15 protein-coding genes and 2 pseudogenes are annotated in these 17,158 nt (G+C 57.3%); 7 read left to right on the forward strand and 10 right to left on the reverse strand.

The genetic code is table 11. The features are described from left to right. Position 1: 1 nt before the first annotated feature. Together LJU32_14545 and LJU32_14550 are read right to left on the reverse strand one after the other, a co-directional pair. Positions 2–1,036, reverse strand: a complete 1,035-nt coding sequence (locus LJU32_14545) for an NAD-dependent epimerase (GenBank protein WKV87062.1) — start codon at positions 1,034–1,036, stop codon at positions 2–4. Further along, complete coding sequence (locus LJU32_14550; protein WKV87063.1) at positions 1,033–2,385, reverse strand: UDP-glucose/GDP-mannose dehydrogenase family protein; 1,353 nt, start codon at positions 2,383–2,385, stop codon at positions 1,033–1,035. Before LJU32_14550 ends, LJU32_14545 begins: the two co-directional genes overlap by 4 nt. Before the next feature lie 389 nt (positions 2,386–2,774). Between LJU32_14550 and LJU32_14555 the strand changes: the two are divergent. From LJU32_14555 to LJU32_14570, 4 genes and pseudogenes are all read left to right on the forward strand, one after another. Next, a pseudogene (locus LJU32_14555) lies at positions 2,775–4,471 on the forward strand (sulfatase-like hydrolase/transferase). 205 nt (positions 4,472–4,676) lie between these two features. Beyond that, positions 4,677–5,330, forward strand: coding sequence for an ABC transporter ATP-binding protein (locus LJU32_14560; protein WKV87064.1), 654 nt, complete (start codon positions 4,677–4,679; stop codon positions 5,328–5,330). Then, positions 5,327–7,797, forward strand: a pseudogene (locus LJU32_14565) (FtsX-like permease family protein). The gene LJU32_14560 and the pseudogene LJU32_14565 overlap by 4 nt, the downstream one beginning before the upstream one ends. Beyond that, a complete protein-coding gene (locus LJU32_14570) occupies positions 7,787–8,854 on the forward strand; it encodes an iron ABC transporter permease (protein ID WKV87065.1) in 1,068 nt (355 codons plus the stop codon). Before LJU32_14565 ends, LJU32_14570 begins: the two are co-directional and overlap by 11 nt. Before the next feature lie 196 nt (positions 8,855–9,050). Here the strand turns inward: LJU32_14570 and LJU32_14575 are convergent. Continuing rightward, positions 9,051–10,569 (reverse strand): IS3 family transposase gene (locus LJU32_14575; GenBank protein WKV87066.1). Its coding sequence is split into 2 segments (ribosomal slippage): positions 9,051–10,104 and positions 10,103–10,569, totalling 1,521 coding nucleotides; the frame shifts between segments, so codons are not numbered across the junction. Between the two features lie 566 nt (positions 10,570–11,135). Here LJU32_14575 and LJU32_14580 point away from each other — a divergent pair. The 3 genes from LJU32_14580 to LJU32_14590 all read left to right on the forward strand — a co-directional run bounded on the left by LJU32_14580 (position 11,136) and on the right by LJU32_14590 (position 12,261). Further along, positions 11,136–11,378, forward strand: a complete 243-nt coding sequence (locus tag LJU32_14580; protein WKV87067.1) for a hypothetical protein — start codon at positions 11,136–11,138, stop codon at positions 11,376–11,378. Positions 11,379–11,389: 11 nt separating this feature from the next. After that, the gene (locus LJU32_14585) at positions 11,390–11,590 is read left to right on the forward strand and encodes a hypothetical protein (protein ID WKV87068.1); all 201 of its coding nucleotides are present in this window, start codon (positions 11,390–11,392) and stop codon (positions 11,588–11,590) included. Between the two features lie 86 nt (positions 11,591–11,676). Continuing rightward, complete coding sequence (locus tag LJU32_14590) at positions 11,677–12,261, forward strand: hypothetical protein (GenBank protein ID WKV87069.1); 585 nt, start codon at positions 11,677–11,679, stop codon at positions 12,259–12,261. Between the two features lie 323 nt (positions 12,262–12,584). Here the strand turns inward: LJU32_14590 and LJU32_14595 are convergent, their stop codons facing one another. From LJU32_14595 to LJU32_14625, 7 genes are all read right to left on the reverse strand, one after another. Next, the gene (locus LJU32_14595; GenBank protein WKV91099.1) at positions 12,585–13,412 is read right to left on the reverse strand and encodes a glycosyltransferase; all 828 of its coding nucleotides are present in this window, start codon (positions 13,410–13,412) and stop codon (positions 12,585–12,587) included. 157 nt (positions 13,413–13,569) lie between these two features. Beyond that, a complete protein-coding gene (locus tag LJU32_14600) occupies positions 13,570–14,067 on the reverse strand; it encodes a hypothetical protein (GenBank protein ID WKV87070.1) in 498 nt (165 codons plus the stop codon). Between the two features lie 118 nt (positions 14,068–14,185). Beyond that, the gene (locus LJU32_14605) at positions 14,186–15,088 is read right to left on the reverse strand and encodes a hypothetical protein (protein ID WKV87071.1); all 903 of its coding nucleotides are present in this window, start codon (positions 15,086–15,088) and stop codon (positions 14,186–14,188) included. Positions 15,089–15,367: 279 nt separating this feature from the next. Continuing rightward, positions 15,368–16,006, reverse strand: a complete 639-nt coding sequence (locus LJU32_14610) for a hypothetical protein (protein ID WKV87072.1) — start codon at positions 16,004–16,006, stop codon at positions 15,368–15,370. A 34-nt stretch (positions 16,007–16,040) separates the two neighbouring features. After that, complete coding sequence (locus LJU32_14615; GenBank protein WKV91100.1) at positions 16,041–16,403, reverse strand: ASCH domain-containing protein; 363 nt, start codon at positions 16,401–16,403, stop codon at positions 16,041–16,043. Positions 16,404–16,412: 9 nt separating this feature from the next. Next, a complete protein-coding gene (locus LJU32_14620; GenBank protein WKV87073.1) occupies positions 16,413–16,832 on the reverse strand; it encodes a transposase domain-containing protein in 420 nt (139 codons plus the stop codon). Positions 16,833–16,893: 61 nt separating this feature from the next. Beyond that, positions 16,894–17,109 (reverse strand): hypothetical protein, encoded by a 216-nt coding sequence (locus LJU32_14625; GenBank protein ID WKV87074.1) that lies wholly within the window; start codon positions 17,107–17,109, stop codon positions 16,894–16,896. Positions 17,110–17,158: the final 49 nt, after the last annotated feature.

Genomic DNA, 17,158 nt, shown 5'->3' on the forward strand with positions numbered 1-17,158 from the left:
TTCATCCAGCCGCAAGCGGCGCACGGGCAGTGGGGTAGTAGTTGCGGAACCAGGCGATGAAGCGGCCCAGTCCTTCATCCAGTTCTATCCGGGGCTGGAATCCGGTGGCCTGGGCCAGATCGCTGGCCTCGGCGCAGGTGTTGAGCACGTCGCCCGGTTGCAGCGGCAGCAGCTCGACGATGGCTTTGCGATCTAGGTGTTTTTCCATGAGCGCGAGGTAGGTTTTCAGTGCAACCGGTTGCTGTCCGCCAATGTTGAACAGGCGCCACGGCGCCATGCTGCTGGCCGGGTCGGGCTGTTCGCGATCCCACTGCGGATTGGCTTGCGGTGGCTGATCGATGAGGCGGGCGATGCTTTCGATGATGTCGTCGATGTAGGTGAAGTCGCGCTGGTGCTCGCCGTAATTGAACAGCTTCAGCGGCTCGCCTTCGCTGATCGCCCGGGCGAACTGGATCGGCGACATGTCCGGCCGGCCCCAAGGCCCGTACACGGTGAAAAAGCGCAGGCCGGTGCAGGGAATGCCGAACAGATGGCTGTAGCTGTGCGCCATCAGCTCGTTGGCTTTTTTGGTCGCGGCGTACAGCGACAGCGGGTGATTGACGCCGTCCTTGACCGAGTAAGGCGTGTGTTGATTGGCGCCGTACACCGAACTCGACGAGGCGTAGATCAGATGCTCGACCGGGTGATGCCGGCAGCTCTCGAGAATGTTCAGGAAACCATTGAGGTTGCTGTCCAGATACGCCCGTGGGTTGTCCAGCGAATAACGCACCCCGGCCTGCGCCGCCAAATGGATCACCACTTGTGGTTGCTCGCGGGCAAACAGTGCGTCGATCGCCGAAGCGTGGGCCAGATCCACCGTGGCCAGCGGAAAATCGCCCACCTGCTCGCGCACCCACTGCACGCGGTCGTGCTTGAGCTGCGGGTCGTAGTAGTGGTTGAAATTGTCCAGGCCGACCACCGAATGCCCGTCGCGCAGCAAACGCAGGACGCAATGGGCACCAATGAAACCGGCGGCACCGGTCACCAGAATCTTCATGGCCGCAGCCCTTCGGGGGCGATGTGGCGCAGACCGATGCCGCTGTAATGCAGGCCGGCGGCGGCGACCTGTTCCGGGTTGTACAGGTTGCGGCCGTCGATGATCACCTTCGAACGCAGCTTCTCGGCGAGCAACTCGAAATCGACCACGCGGAAGTTCTTCCATTCGGTGCAGATCACCAGCGCGTCGGCGTCTTCGAGGGTGTCGTCGCGGGTCGCGCACAGATGCAGGTCGTTGCGGTAGCCGTAGATGCGCCGACACTCGGACATGGCTTCCGGATCGTAGGCCTGCACGCTGGCGCCTTCGGCCCACAACGCGTCCATCAGATAACGGCTCGGGGCTTCGCGCATATCGTCGGTGTTCGGTTTGAATGCCAGGCCCCAGACCGCAATGGATTTGCCGGCCAGGCCTTGCGGAAACTGCGCGCGCAATTTGCTGAACAGGATGTGCCGCTGGCTGTCGTTGACATCGGTGACGCTGCGCAGCAATTTCAGCGGCATGCCGTTGTGTTCGGCGGTGTGCAGCAAGGCCCGCAGATCCTTGGGAAAGCACGAGCCACCGAAGCCGCAGCCCGGATAAATGAAGTGGTAGCCGATGCGCGGGTCGGAACCGATGCCTTTACGCACCGCTTCGATGTCGGCGCCGAGCAGCTCGGTGAGGTTGGCCAGTTCGTTCATGAAACTGATGCGGGTGGCGAGCATCGCGTTGGCCGCGTACTTGGTCAGCTCGGCGCTGCGGTTGTCCATGAACATCAGTTTTTCGTGATTGCGGCAGAACGGCGCGTACAGCTCGCTCATCTGCTCGCGGGCAGCGTCGTCGCGGGTGCCGATGATGATCCGGTCCGGGCGCATGCAGTCGGCGAGGGCGCTGCCTTCCTTGAGAAATTCCGGGTTGGATACCACGCGCACCTGCAGCTCGGTTTTGCCGCGCAACAGCAATTCGCTGGTGGCCGTGGCCAGAACCTGATCGGCAGTGCCGACCGGCACCGTGGATTTGATGATGAGCGTGCGATCGGCTTCCATCAGGCCGGCAATCTGCCGGGCGACATTGAGCACATGGCTGAGGTCGGCAGAGCCGTCTTCGTCCGCCGGGGTGCCCACAGCGATGAAAATCAGCTCGGCGTGAGTCACCGCATCACTGGCCTGAGTGCTGAACAACAAGCGACCGGCCTTGATGTTTTCTTCAAGCGTCGCGGACAGGCCTGGCTCACTAATGGGCGGAACCGCTTGTTGCAATTGTTTGATCTTGTTCGGATCAATATCAATGCATAAAACCCGATGGCCGACATCGGCAAGTGCAGCGGCTTGTATAAGTCCGACATAGCCAGTGCCAAATACGCTCACGTCCATCTGCGCACCCTCGATAAAACGAAAAGAAGAAGTTCGGAAGAAGTTGGTTAAAGGGGTATAGCGCAGCGTTTGGAAAGCGTGTCAGCAAAATGACATGTTGCACGGGTATAACACTTGAGATGTTTTTGGCGATTGGCCATCAAGTCATTGCTGCGATTGGATTTGTTGTTTTTTTGCAGATTTGTTCAGATTCAATTTAACCGACAGACGGTCTAAGTCCCCGAAATTAAAGGCTTTAAGCGCTGAGGGTGTGTCAGATTTGAGTCACCGTTTTTTTGACGCTTTGCCCGGCTATCAGTCATTTCTTGCGCTTTGATGGCCGGGTGCTAGTGTCAGGTTCGGACCGACAAACCTTTGACATCTGCCCTTTTCCGACCACCGGTATCGCCATGTTCAAGTACGCCAAGGAACTGCTCTTAGTTGCCTATCTGTTGCTCTATTCCGACTATTATCTGGATCGGTTAAATGCTATCGGGTGGGGTCGCAATGCACTTGTTTTTGGCGCGATGTTTTTGGCGCTTACTTTAGCGTTATATCTAAGTGCGTATATACGTCAGGCTCTTGTTCGACATGCATTCGCATTAACGATGTTTGCCGCAGCAGTTTTTTTGATGTTTACACCCGGGTCACCGCGGATTACCTGAGGTACAGCGATTTTGTCTCGCTGGTGTACTCCGGCGGCTTCATTCAGGAAGCCGCGTATCAGTACCGCGATGCGATCCTGCGCGCGGTGCTCAGTGGCTTGTTGCTGTTGTTCGGCATCGGGCTCAAACCGCGTCATGCGCTGTTCATCCCCAATACGTTGCGAGTAGCGGCTCCGGTCATCGGCGTGTTGGTGCTCAGCGGATTGCTGTTTTTACGGGCGGGCGAGGGCGCGCGCGGACTGCCGATCATGTACACGCCGCTGGCCTACCTGAATCTGTTTGCCTACGAAGCGCTGCATGACACCGTCGGCCCGCGTGAACCAGTGACGCTCACACGCTCCGCACCTGCCATTGACCACGACATCGTGCTGATCATCGACGAAAGCATTTCCGGCAATTACCTCGATATCAACGCGCCGTTCGGTGTGCACAGCAACCTCAAGCAAGCACCGGCCGGGGTTGACGTCTTCAACTTCGGTTATGCCGCGTCCATTGCCAATTGCAGCGCCGACACCAACGTCACCTTGCGCTACGGCGGCACCCGCGCCGACTACAGACGCATGAACAGCACGTTGCCGTCGATCTGGCAGTACGCGAAAAAGGCCGGGCTCGGCACGGTGTACATCGACGCCCAGCGCACGGCCGGCAATCTGCAGAACCTGATGACCGCTGCCGAGAAAAACGACATCGACAGTTTCGTGCAATTCGACCAGACCAGCGTGCGCGACCGCGATATGGCGGCAGCGGCGAAGCTGATCGAATTGCTCAACGACGATCACGCGGAGCTGATCGTGATCAACAAGGTCGGCGCGCATTTTCCGGTGCATGACAAATACCCGGACGCGTTCATGGCGTACCGGCCAACGCTGCCACGCGGGCAGTTCACCGAAGTCGCCGACACTGGCGAACGCGCCGGTTTCAATGGCCAGCCGGATGACTGGGTGCTGTATCGCAACGCCTACAAGAACACGCTGTTGTGGAACGTTGGCGAATTTTTCGCCCGGGTGTTTGCCCAGGCCAACCTCAACAACGCGCTGCTGATCTACACCTCCGATCATGGTCAGGATCTGCATGAGCGCGGCAACCCGGGCTTGAATACCCACTGCGGCGGCGACCCGGTGGAAGAGGAAGGGCTGGTGCCGCTGGTGGTGATTCAGGGCCGAGGATTGCAGACACCGGACTGGGCGGCGAATTTGCCGACAAACAAGGACCGCTCCAGCCACTACAACATTTTCCCGACGCTGTTGCAGGTGATGGGTTACGACCTGGCGGGGATTGAGGCGGTGTATGGCAAACCGCTGAGCATGCCGACGGCGGATGAGTTCACCTTCAACTACCGCTTCAATGCGCGGCTGGGGGCCAAGCCTGAGTGGAAGCATATCGATCTGGGCAGCATCGTGACGCCTGAGCGGGCGCCGGCGAGTGTGGCTTCGGGGCAGTGAGATTCGATTGGACCGGGCGGGCCTCTTCGCGAGCAGGCTCGCTCCCACATTGGAACGCGATCTCCCTGTGGGAGCGAGCCTGCTCGCGAAGAGGCCTGCACAGGCAGCGACACTCTCAGCTGTTGTTCAATGAAACAGATGACCAGCGGACAAATACCGCTCCGGGCCGCTATCCTTGGCCCAGGTTCAATGATCGGGTTTGCTCATGCTTGAGGTTCGCGACGTTTTCAAAAGCTATGCCACGCCCCAGGGTTCGTTGCCGGTACTACAAGGCGTCGACCTGACGCTGGAGGCCGGTGGCAGCCTCGCGCTGATGGGTGAATCGGGCAGTGGCAAAAGCACGCTGTTGCATCTGGTGGCCGGGCTGGACAAGGTCGACAGCGGCAGCATTCGCAGCAGCGGACATCGCCTGGAATCCATGAGCGAAGGGCAACTGGCGAACTGGCGCCGCACGGAAATCGGTCTGGTGTTTCAGCAGTTCAACCTGATCGGCAGTTTGCGCGTGGAAGACAACCTTGCGTTTCAGGCGCGCCTGGCTGGGCGCCATGAGCCGCGGTGGCAGGCGCATCTGGTGCAGCGTCTGGGGCTGGGCGATCTGCTCTCGCGGTATCCCGAACAACTTTCCGGCGGCCAGCAGCAGCGCGTCGCATTGGGCCGAGCATTGGCCTCGCAGCCGAAATTGCTGTTGGCCGATGAACCCACCGGCAGCCTCGATGAAGCGACCAGTGATGAAGTGCTGCGGCTGTTGCTGGAATTGCTCGATGACACGCCGACGACCCTGTTGATGGTCACTCACAGCCAGCGCGTCGCGGCGCGATTGGCCCAGCGTGTGGTGTTGTCGAACGGGCGGGTGGCCTGATGATCTGGCGGCAAACCCTGCGTGCGCTGCTCAGCCACTGGCGGCGCCATCCCGTGCAGTTTTTCAGTGTGCTGACCGGGTTGTGGCTGGCCACCAGTCTGCTCACTGGCGTCGAGGCGCTGAACAGCCAGGCCCGCGACAGCTACGCGCGGGCCAGCCAGATGATCGGCGGCGAACCCCAAGCCAGCCTGAGCACACCAAATGGTGCTCCATTTCCCCAGCGTTGGTTTATCGAGTTGCGCCGTCAGGGCTGGCCGGTGTCGCCGGTGTTGCAGGGCCGGCTAACGCTCAAGGGCCACGAAGATCAGCGGATTCAGGTGATGGGCATCGAGCCGGTGTCGCTGCCGGGGATTCCGCAGTGGCCGGGCAGGCGATGCCGATTGAGCGCATCGTCGAATTTTTCAGCCCGCCGGGCAGCACCTGGATTTCTCCGGACACCCTGCAAATGCTCGGCTTGCGCGAAGGTGATACAGCGCAAACCGCGAACGGCCAGACCCTGCCGCCGCTGCTCGCGCAGAAGGACATGGCGCCGGGGTTGTTGCTGGTCGACATCGGCGTAGCGCAACGCCTGCTCGAACAACCTGAGCAATTGTCGCGACTGCTGTTGCCCAAGGATTTTCATCAGGAATTACCAGCGAGTTTCAACGAACGCTTGCAGCTCAAAAGCAGCGGTGAAGAAAACAATCTGGCGCGGCTGACCGAGAGCTTTCACCTCAATCTTGATGCGCTTGGATTTCTGTCGTTTCTGGTCGGCTTGTTCATCGTCCACGCCGCCATCGGCCTCGCTCTGGAACAGCGCCGAGGCTTGCTGCGCACATTGCGTGCTTGCGGCGTCAGTGCGCGAATGCTGATCGCGTGTCTGGTGGTTGAACTAGGTGTGCTGGCGCTGATCGGTGGGTTGTTCGGTGTGATCAGCGGCTACTGGCTGGCCAGTATTCTGCTGCCGGACGTCGCCGCCAGCCTGCGCGGCTTATATGGCGCAGAAGTGGCGGGGCAGTTGCGTCTGAGTCCCTGGTGGTGGTTCAGCGGCATCGGTCTGAGCTTGCTCGGCGCATTGCTGGCCGGGGCCAACAGTCTGCTGCGGGCGGCGCGCCTGCCGTTGCTGGCGGTGGCCGATCCGCAGGCCTGGCATCAACAATATTCGCGCTGGTTGCGCCGGCAGGGTTGGCTGGCGACGGCACTGCTGGCGATTGCGCTGGCGGCGCTGATCTGGGGCGACAGCCTGAGCAGCGGTTTCGTGCTGATGGCCGGGCTGTTGCTCGGTGCCGCGCTGGCTTTGCCGGTGCTGCTCAGCGCGTTGTTGAACCCGCTGCTCGGGCGCAGTCGGTCGGTGCTCGGCCAGTGGTTTCTCGCCGACTGCCGCCAGCAACTGCCTGCCCTGAGTCTGGCGCTGATGGCGCTGCTGTTGGCGCTCGCGGCGAACATCGGCGCTGGCAGCATGACCGCCGGTTTTCGCCAGACCTTCAACGACTGGCTTGAACAACGCCTGAGCGCCGAGTTGTACATCAACCCGGCCAACCCGGCGCAGGCCCGCGAGATGCACAGTTGGCTCAAGCAGCAGCCGACGGTCACCGCTGTGCTGCCCAACTGGCAGGTTTCGGTGACGCTGCAAGGCTGGCCGGCGGATGTCTACGGCATCATCGACCACCCGCACTATCGCCAGCATTGGCCGTTGCTCGACAGCAGTGGCAGCGATCCGTGGGGCAAACTGGCGACGGATGATGCGGTGATGCTCAGCGAACAACTGGCACGACGGCTGAGATTGAAGGCGGGCGAGCATCTGCGTATTCCGACGCCGAACGGCACGTGGTCGCCGCGCATCGTCGGCATCTACGCCGACTATGGTAATCCGAAAGGGCACGTGCTGATCAGCAGCGAGCACCTGTTGCGCGGCTGGCCGCAGCTCACGCCGAACCGCTTCAATCTGCGCATCGATCCGCCAAAGATTCCGGCGTTGCTCAACGCCTTGCAGGCGCGCTTTGAGCTGGATGACAACCACATCGTCGATCAGGCCCGGCTCAAGGGCTGGTCGGTGCAAGTCTTCGAACGCACCTTTGCCGCGACGGCAGCCTTGAACAGCCTGACCTTGGCCGTCGCCGGCGTGGCGCTGTTCATCAGTCTGCTGACCCAAAGCCAGAGTCGCCTCAGTCAACTCGCACCGCTGTGGGCGCTGGGCGTGACGCGCAAACAATTGATGCTGCTCAACCTCGGCCAGACCTGGCTGCTCGCCGTATTGACGTTGCTGTTGGCGCTGCCGCTGGGCATCGTCTTGGCGTGGTGCCTGGATGCTGTGATCAACGTGCAGGCGTTCGGCTGGCGCTTGCCGTTGCGGGTGTTTCCGTTGCAGTTGTTGCAACTGATGGGCCTGGCCTTGCTCGCGACTTTACTGGCTTCGGCATGGCCGCTGTATTCGCTGTACCGCACGCAACCGGCGGACTTGCTGAGGACCTTTGCCCATGAGGATTAACAGCATCGTGTTGATGCTGGTGCTGCTGCTCGGTGGCTGCGATCAGCCTGCACCCGAGGAGAAGGGCTTTGCCGGCATGGGCGATCAGGCGCAATCCTTCACCCCGGTGGTGCCCGGTCGGGTGTTCAGTTTTCCCGCCGATCACGGCGCGCATGATGGTTTTCGCATCGAGTGGTGGTACGTCACTGCCAATCTGAAGGATCAGCAAGGCAATGATTTCGGCGTGCAATGGACGCTGTTTCGCAGTGCCCTGAAACCGGTTGCCGAGCAAGCCGGGTGGGGCAATCAAACAATCTGGCTGGGCCATGCGGCGGTTACTTCGCGCTCGGCGCACCACGCCGCCGAGCGCTACGCCCGGGGCGGAGTAGGGCAGGCCGGCGTACGGCTGGCGCCGTTCGAGGCGTGGATCGACGACTGGATGTTTGCCAGCCAGGCGCAGGATCCGTTGCGCGACATGCAACTCAGTGCTCGTGACAAAAATTTCGCTTATCAACTTCGCCTCACCTCAAGCCGCCCGCTGGTGCTGCAGGGCGACCAGGGTTTCAGCCAGAAATCTGTAGAAGGTCAGGCCTCGTATTACTACAGCCAGCCGTTTTTTCAAGCCAGCGGCACGCTGCAGATCGACGGCCAGACCTATACCGTCAGCGGCCCGGCGTGGCTCGATCGCGAGTGGAGCAGTCAGCCGCTGACCGCTAATCAGACCGGCTGGGACTGGTTCTCGCTGCATCTGGACAGCGGCGAACATGTGATGCTCTATCGCATGCGGCAGAAGGACGGCGCACCTTATCTGACCGGCACGTGGATCGCCGCTGACGGGCAGATTCAGACATTGCGCAGCGAGCAGATCAGCCTTGCGCCGCAGGACACGGCCAAGGTGGCTGATCGACCGATGCCGGTGAAATGGTCGATCCGCATTCCTGACAAGCAACTCGATATCAGCGTTGACGCGATCAACCGCAATGCGTGGATGGATTTGCGTATTCCGTATTGGGAGGGGCCGGTGAAGATTGATGGCAGCCATCCTGGCCAGGGCTATCTGGAAATGACCGGGTATTAACGGTAGGTGCAGTTTCCCTGTGGGAGCGAGCTTGCTCGCGAAGGCTTTTGTCGAGCGATGATTTGTTCTGCTTGACCGGGTACATATCCGTTGCTGCGGTAACGGCTACTTAGGGTTTCGCCCTTACGGCGACTTACTTTTTACAAGCCGGTGCGTGTCAACGTATCTGTCGCTTCACGGCTGTTTTAGGAGTCTATTACGCCCTTGTTTCAGGGCGCTCTGGATTCAGGTAAACAGCGTTTGCGAGTTTCCAATTACGTACTTCGCCGCTCCAACGGCTAGGGTTAGTTGCTTTGGCTGCCTTGTAAAGATTCTCCCGTGCCTGCAGTAACGCAGGTGCCTTGCCTTCGTGACGCTCATTGGGCGTCACGTATTTCAAGGCGCTATGACGATGCTCGTCGTTGTACCACTCAACGAATTTCTGCACCCAGAGTCGTGCTTCCGTGAGGTTGTCGAAGGGCCGCTCGGGCCACAGCGGGCAATACTTAGCCGTACGAAAAAGCGCTTCGGCATAGGCGTTGTCATTGCTTACTCGGGGTCGGCTGAACGACGGTTCGACGCCCAATGCAATCATGCTTTCTCGAAGAAGCGAGCCTCTCATTACGTGACCGTTGTCCGAGTGCAGTACCAGCGGACGACCCGCCGTACGCTCTCGTAAGCATCCTTTTTCAAGCAGTACGCATGCATGTTCTGCGCGTTCGGATTCGTGTACTTCGTTGGTCACTAATTTGCGGCTATAGATGTCTTTGACCATGTACCAGTAGTAAAAGCGACCTTTAACGGTGGTGGGTAACCACGTGATATCCCAACACCAAACTCGATTTGGGGCATCAGCACAATGTGTGGTCAAAGCTCGGCGCTTCGGAGCTTTGGCTCGGCCTCGACGGCTATTCTGATTTGCCTCTTTCAGCACCCGATAGAATGTTGATTCCGATGCCAGATAGATACCTTCGTCAGCTAACTTCGGGACAATCTGGTGCGGTGTCAGACTCGCGTAGCCAGGTTGATTAGCAGCATCCAAAACAGCCTGACGCTCTGCGACGCTGAGTTTGTTGGACGGTGCTTCGCGCTTGATGATCTGGCGCTTGTCGGCTTCGCAGTGTCGCCAACGCTGAACCGTCCGCAAACACAGCCCGATCTCTTTGCATGCACGAAACCGACGAGCACCACTTGCTACTGCCTCAGCGATCAGGCCCAAAGCCTGCACACGATCAGGGGCGCTGATCAGCCTTCCTTGTCCTTGCCCCAGATCGCATTGGCTTTTTTCTGAGTTCCAGTAAAGCGACCGCCTCCTTGCAATCAGCATCGGATCGAAGCAGTTGTCGCTCCAGCTCCTTTATCCGTATTTGCTCGGTGGTCGGTTTTTTGTTGGGCTGAGGCTCCATCGCAGTGTTGGCATTCTGGCAAGCTTGGCGCCATTGCTGAATCTGCTCAGGATAAATGCCCTTGATTCGGCAATATTGTGAAAGCTCTACCTCGCTCAACGGCGCGGTTTCCAGAACGGCGTTGAATTTGTCGGCGCTGGACCACTGATTGCTGGTTTTATTATTCCCAGGAACAATCAATCCTTTATCTCTAGCCATTTGCCTCCAGTTTCGCAGTGACTGTGGGGTGACGCCGATTGCAACGGCGAGCTCTGCTACGGAACGGTTTAAGGGCGGCATCATTTGAAGAACAGCCCAGTCTCTGAAGTCATCGTCATAACGCTTCGGCATTGCTAGACACCTTCGCCCCCATGAATGGTTGAGTCAATCAACAGAGGTGACAGGTAGGCTGACACGGGGGAAGCGCCAAAAAAGTAAGCAAAAACGCTAGCTCCTACGTTCGGCCCTCGCAGGCTCGGGTTCCTTCGCTGCGGGATGATCCGGGCGCAGCGGCTACGGTTTGCTTCGCTGCACCTCCTTCCGCTGTGTCTGGCTGCGCCAGACGGTCGCTGCGCTCCCACGCCCGGATCAATCCCTCCACTCAGCCTTCCGACGTCGCCGGTGGATCAAGACCAAGAGCAGGCGAGCTGACACTCGACCTCATGGTTGGCGCGATCACTGTAGCAGCTGCCGAAGGCTGCGATCTTTTGCTCTTGCTCTTGCTCTTGCTCTTGTAGGAGTGAGCCTGCTCGCGATAGCTATCTCAAAAACACCGATGAATTACAGCTTAACCCCAATCCCTGTGGGAGCTGGCTTGCCAGCGATGGCGCCATCAAGGTCACCACTAATCAAACCGCTCGGAACTCTCCCTTCGCCAATACGCTCTACCCAGAAACCCGCCATTTTCGGACTCACCCATGAGCGACGACGTGCAACTCCCAGACCTCAACACCTGGCAACGCCTGTTCGACGATCAGACTCTTTGGCAGCAATCGCCCGACGCTCACTATTTCGATCTGCAGCGCATCGCCGATGACCTGCTCGGCCAAGGCGCGATCGACCTTGAGCAATGGCAATTGCTACGCGCCAAAGCCGACGATCTGCACAAGCAGTCACCCGAGGTCAACGTCGCCCGCGAACTCGACGATCCCGATGCCTGAGGACTCTTGCCATGAATACCACCATCAACCAGAACGACAACCCCGACGAACCGCGCCCGGCCGGCGAAACCGAACGCGATAACGACGCCCTGCGCCCCACCGATCCCAAGCAGCGACAGGACAGCGGCAAAGGCACGCCAAGTGGCGAATCCACGGCGCAAGAGACCGCCGAGCCACATACCCGCGGCCCACAAACCCAAGTCAAGCCCTGAACAGCGTCTATGCTCACCGGCACGCCCGTCGCTGAAGTCGATTCGGCAGCGGGCGTCGCCATTTCATCACAGGGAAAGTAATGCATATGAAGCTCGACGCTCTGGCCAAGGCCATCACCCTCGCAACGCTGCTTTCTGCCACCAGTTTCGGCGCTCTGGCTGCCGACATTCCGTTATCCGCCGCCGTTGAGGCCGATTCCGTTACCACCAAAGTGCTCTCCGTTGACCCGGCCAATCATCAAGTCGTGCTGGAAGGCCCCGAGGGGCGACAAGTCCACGTTCAGCTCAGCGACAAAGCGAAAAACCTCGCCAATCTTAAAGTAGGGGACTTGGTGAAGATCGAGGTGCAGCGATCTGTCGCCGCTTATCTCGATACAGATGTGGATAAAGGTCTGCCAGGCACCACCGAACGTACCGGCGAACTGCGCAAGGCTCCGGGCAGCGACAACCCGGGCGGTGAGGCTTATCGGCAGGTTCAGGTGCAGTTGAAAATCAGCAAAATCGATTTGAAGACCCATCAGGTCACCTTGGAAAATCCGTCGGGACAATCGAAGACGCTCGATGTGCAGAGGCCGGAGATTCAGGCCAAGTTGAAGGATCTGAAAGTAGGGCAGAGCGTTATTGTCACTTATACCGATATCTTGAAAGTGACCAGTCAGCACGATAGTTGAGTAGTAGCTCTACAAGTTTATTGCTCTTGTACAGCTTTATGTATGAGAGCAATCATGTAAAGTTTTTTGTAAGACAATTCTCGGGGAAAATCGGTAAAACACAGTTTTTAACTTTTCAGTTCAAAAATTTCATGTTTCCCCAGGACGACATATCCACTTGTTTGAATTAAAATCCTCGGCGTTCGCCCAGTGTCAGGGCTCTTTACCGGTGCATGGATTGCCAGGCCATTACACTGGGCGAACTCCACTACTTGCAAAAGTTGTATACAGAATCCGCAAACAAAAAGGGCGACTTTGCAGTCGCCCTTTTTTATTGCTTTCGATCAAGTCGAAGCTTGCATGCCGGCTTTGCCGTGCTGCGCCTGCAAGCGTTTGAGGGTCTGCTGGTACATTTTTGTCCGGCGATGATCCTTGCCATACGTGCCCGCCGCCGCGACGGTGCCGGCCTGGATGTGATCCAGATAGCGAAAGATCCTCCGCGGCGAGAGGAACCTGACGCCATAGCCCAACTCGACCATCCGATCCTGAAGCGTGTAACCAGGTACCTCCTCATCCATACAGAAGTGCAAACCCAGCGACTTCATCAAACGCGCATTCCACAGCGTGCAGAAACTTTTCAGATGGGTTTCTTTATACGGACGGGGCGGTTTCGAACGCAGGCCGAAATGAATTTTTAGCCGACGAACATGATGTTTGCAGAACCGCGAAGTTAAACGCCAGGTATCTCGCAATAACCCACGATCAAGTTGCTCCACACAACCGACCGCCGCCATGTCTGCACTTTTCGTGCACTCGCGCATCATCATCGCGAACACTTCCATGTCGTAGACAAAGGTGTCGGTGTGCAGCAGAAACAAGTAGTCGGTCTCAACTTTCGCCAAGGCCAGATCCAGCGCCTTGCCATGGGCAATATGCCCCGCTTCCTTGCCCGGCGACGGCCGCTCGATCAGATTGATCCAGTCCAGCGAACGCAAGTAATCAAGGCTGGCATCCGCCGAATCGTTGTCCACCACCCACACTGGAATGCCCTGCGCCTGGACATGCTCACGCAACAGTTCCAGACACATGCGGGTAATGTCCGGGGTTTTGTAATTGACCAGAACGAGGCTGAAGTTGGATTGCGGCTGGGAGGGTAGATCGAAGGCTTTCATGTCGGAGGGACTCATCCACGGCTCAAGACGACAGGTTGATGAGCCGGGATGCTAACGAGGGAAGCTTAGGTGAAGCTTAATTTGGGAGGGTCGGACACTGGAGAAATGTGAGGACGTAAAACGGTTGGGATGCGTACCGGATGTAGCCATGCGTTCATCAGGTTGCGAAGTAAAGCTCATCCAGTTGGCGCTTGCGGATTGCCAAGTATTCCTCCCACAAATTGGGAAAATCCTCATCTCTGGTTAGCGGAAAGGTCAGATAGATGTGTTTTCCGACAACACTGACGTACTGGCGCGCACGTTTGAAGGCCGGCTGTTCGTATAGTGAAAGGCTTTCGTCGTAAGCGTCGTGATGGTGGCGAATCGTTACTCGATGAGGGGCAATCATCCCTCGCGCAAAATCGATTACCCAGTCGCCGTCTATGGCCGTACGCAAATAGCCGTAAACACCATCGCCCGAGAGCAGGATGCAGGTGTTGGCTTGGTTGCCGTCCCCATCGTTCGCTAGAACAATCTGGTCTGCGAAGTATTTGATCGTCTGGTTATCCGGACCCTGTAGAAGCAAGCCCCAGCCCTCGACGCCCATGCGAAACTCGCCGATGTTTTGAAAGGTTGCGGTCCATCGATTGGCAAGCGTTATCTGACGGGTATTCATTGGCTTTTCAGACTCGAGATCTCCGACATATGGTGTCGGATAAACCGAAACAAATCGGCTTTACGTTTTAACAGATGTTAAAAATTCATAGAAATAGACGACCTTGGTTGCTCACATTTCATCCATGCAAACCCGCCGCTTTGCACGCTTCGACGAACGTGGCGCCTTTTTTGTCCATGGCAGTCTTGACCATTTGATTGGCTTTCACCAATGCACCGCTGGGCTTGGCCCATTGCTCTGGTGGCAACGGCTCAGACCATGTTTGCACTTGCTCCGGAAGGATAGGCCGCCCTTTGCGATGCGCCCATTCGGCTAGCATGTAAGGCATCTTCCAGAAGCTCAGCACACGCCACATGTACCAGCAGCGCAGTGGCCAATGGGATTTTTTCGAGTAACCGTAATGCTCGCGCTGCTCGGGCGTCAGTTCGTCGCCACCCTCGTCCAGTGACCCCATCGCGCGTGCGTCTTCGCGTTCGATTTCAAAAGTGTGTAGGCCTTCGTACGGTTTGAGCCGATCACCGGATGGAGTCAAACCCAGTGCCTTGAGCATCGGGTTTGGAGCATCTACCAACTGACCGTCTTCCATATAATTACGAATTGAAGTCCACATCCCTAAAGCATGTACATCGCTGGGTTGTGGTAGCAGGAGGAATTGCACTTTGTCCTGCTCCTCATCCTCCAGACCCATGCCGAACGTGTACTGGCGAGTAGCGCCATAACTGGTGACGCCCTGAGTGTTGGAGACCCAGGCGACGACGCTTTCCCAAGGTACGATGAGGACGCGGCGGGTTTTGCTGTCGACGTAGCAGACTTCGCGGCGTTGGCGGTTGAAGCGGACGGGGTAGGTTTTTGCTGATGAGTAGACACTAGAGATCATTCCATAGACGTAAGCGCCTATCGGAAGAAAGGAGAGTAGGGAAATACTTATGGACACTTGAATAAAACCGAATAGTTCGCGCCACGGATCACTAAAGTGCTCGGGGTAAAAAATCACTCCGTAAGCAATCACAAGGCTTGGCATTATGAACGCCAGAAATATGGGGAACCATAGTCCTGCCGCTAATATTTTTCCCTGCTCAACGGTCCCCCAGTTACTCCCACCTAGCTCTAAAAATGTGTCATTCACCTTCGAAAAATTTCTACGAGAGGACTGCGTCTGTCCTGTGTAAACGGGCAATGGCGAGAGAAATAGAGTTTCATTCAACCCGCTATCGCGGATTTCCCCGCGTTTGGGCGCTTGCTGCGTATATCTGGTGCGGCTTCGGTCGATACGATTTTATCTTTGCGCTTCAAAAGGCTCTTAAACATCGACAGTCGCCAGGTCTTCTTGTTTGAACAAAATGAATTGAGATTTATTTATGCCATTCGGCAATGTGTCTACGGACTCTACCTTAAAGACACCTCGCGTTGGGGTGCGTTTATATGATGCGCCAGTGATATGCAGGTCACGAAGTACAAAACAGGTTTCGTGCATGATGTCGCGCTCGGCTTCCAATTGATAGGCGATGTTCAGCGCCAAGGCAAAATCGGTGGTTTGCAGCGAGTCACTTATCGGCAGGTGGAGTGTCAATGCCTCGTTGCTTTTGCTAACCACAACAAAGCGGGTGACCCAAGCGGACGAGCGTTCCTGCCACCTTAACGGGAACGGACCTGGCGCGTATCCAATATTTTTTGGAGTGTCGCGATACTGCTCGTACGCTTTCAACTGTAATTTGCGAGTGTCCATTTCCTGTGTGCTCACACCAGGAACTACCAGTTTCAAATAGGTCTGTTTGGCATCGCGGATCATTTTGCAGGTAGGTTTTTGCACAACTTTTGCCAATTCGTTCCACTCATCCTGTGCGGTACGGTTTTCGGTCTTGTTCCCCCAAGCGCTGCTCCGCATCCACTTTTGCAGGTCGTCCAGATTGAAGTAGTTGTAAAGGCCTTCCCCTACCAATGTAAGCGTCTGCCCAACACATCTTGCTCAATGTTCAGCGTCTGTCTGGGAGTAGGAAATCTACCTCGTAGATACCCCGTGCCGCACGGATGGTCACAGGGTGTGTGACTGGCCTTACGTCACTCAACTCCCATGCGAGCCAGCCATCCTCAAAATAGCTTGCACAGGCCGCTTGCATGTCAGCGAGAATGAAAGGGCGCACGGTTTTCACGCGCACAATTGCGACGGCAGTACCGTTATCGTCTTCGTCCCCATCGTTATGGAGAAAACGCCCGTTTTCCACAATCACGAGATCCTCGGGAGGATTTAAGTCTGGATGCCAACGACGGACTTCGAGGATTTTCTCGCCAGAAGCGATTCGGCCTCCACTGGGCCGTACAATTGATAACGCCTTTATGGTTCTCTCCTAAAAATTAGACGCTTGGGAAATAGTCGCTTCGATAGGATTCCACTTATGCGGCAGAAGCTCGGCGATCTCACTCGCCCGTTGCGTCGGCAGGCGTGTAAGAACATCCTTGAGGTATGCATACGGATCATGCCCATTGAACCGCGCAGACTGGATCAAACTCATGATCGCTGCGGCACGTTTACCACTGCGTAGCGAGCCTGCGAACCACCAATTCGAGCGGCCAAGAGCCCACGGCCGAATCTGATTCTCGCACCAATTGTTATCGATGGGCACAGCACCGTCATTCCATTTCTGGACGAGGTTGGCATTGAGGTTGTGGGTCAAGGCGACATTGGCAATTGAGGTGTCAGCCTGCGCACACTCGGCGATGACCTGGGGCTTAAATGACTTGGAATAGGAACGGCGTTCTTGTGGCATGGGCGTCCGCTTAAAAAGGCTAAAAATGGTGTCCACTTAAATTTAGGTGGACACCATCGCCTTAAGCGATGGCATCAGGAAGGTGTGTTGCCCGGACGGTTACCTTGCACCCGGCCTGGGCACCGGCGAAGACTTCAAACTTCGCCAGTTCGCCGGATTTTTCGGCCATGTCGACGCCGACCAGGCTGGTGTAGCCGGTTTTTTGATCCAGGGTCAAATCGCGCGACAGCATGAGGCTTGCGTCAGCGAAGCCCCAAGCCTTGGCTTGAAGATCCAATGACATTTTGCCGAAGTTGACACTGCGTACGCTGCCGTCGTGGGCCTTG

Origin of the sequence: Pseudomonas sp. B21_DOA (assembly GCA_030544685.1) — a bacterium.
GTDB classification, from domain to species: Bacteria; Pseudomonadota; Gammaproteobacteria; order Pseudomonadales; family Pseudomonadaceae; genus Aquipseudomonas; species Aquipseudomonas fluorescens_AO.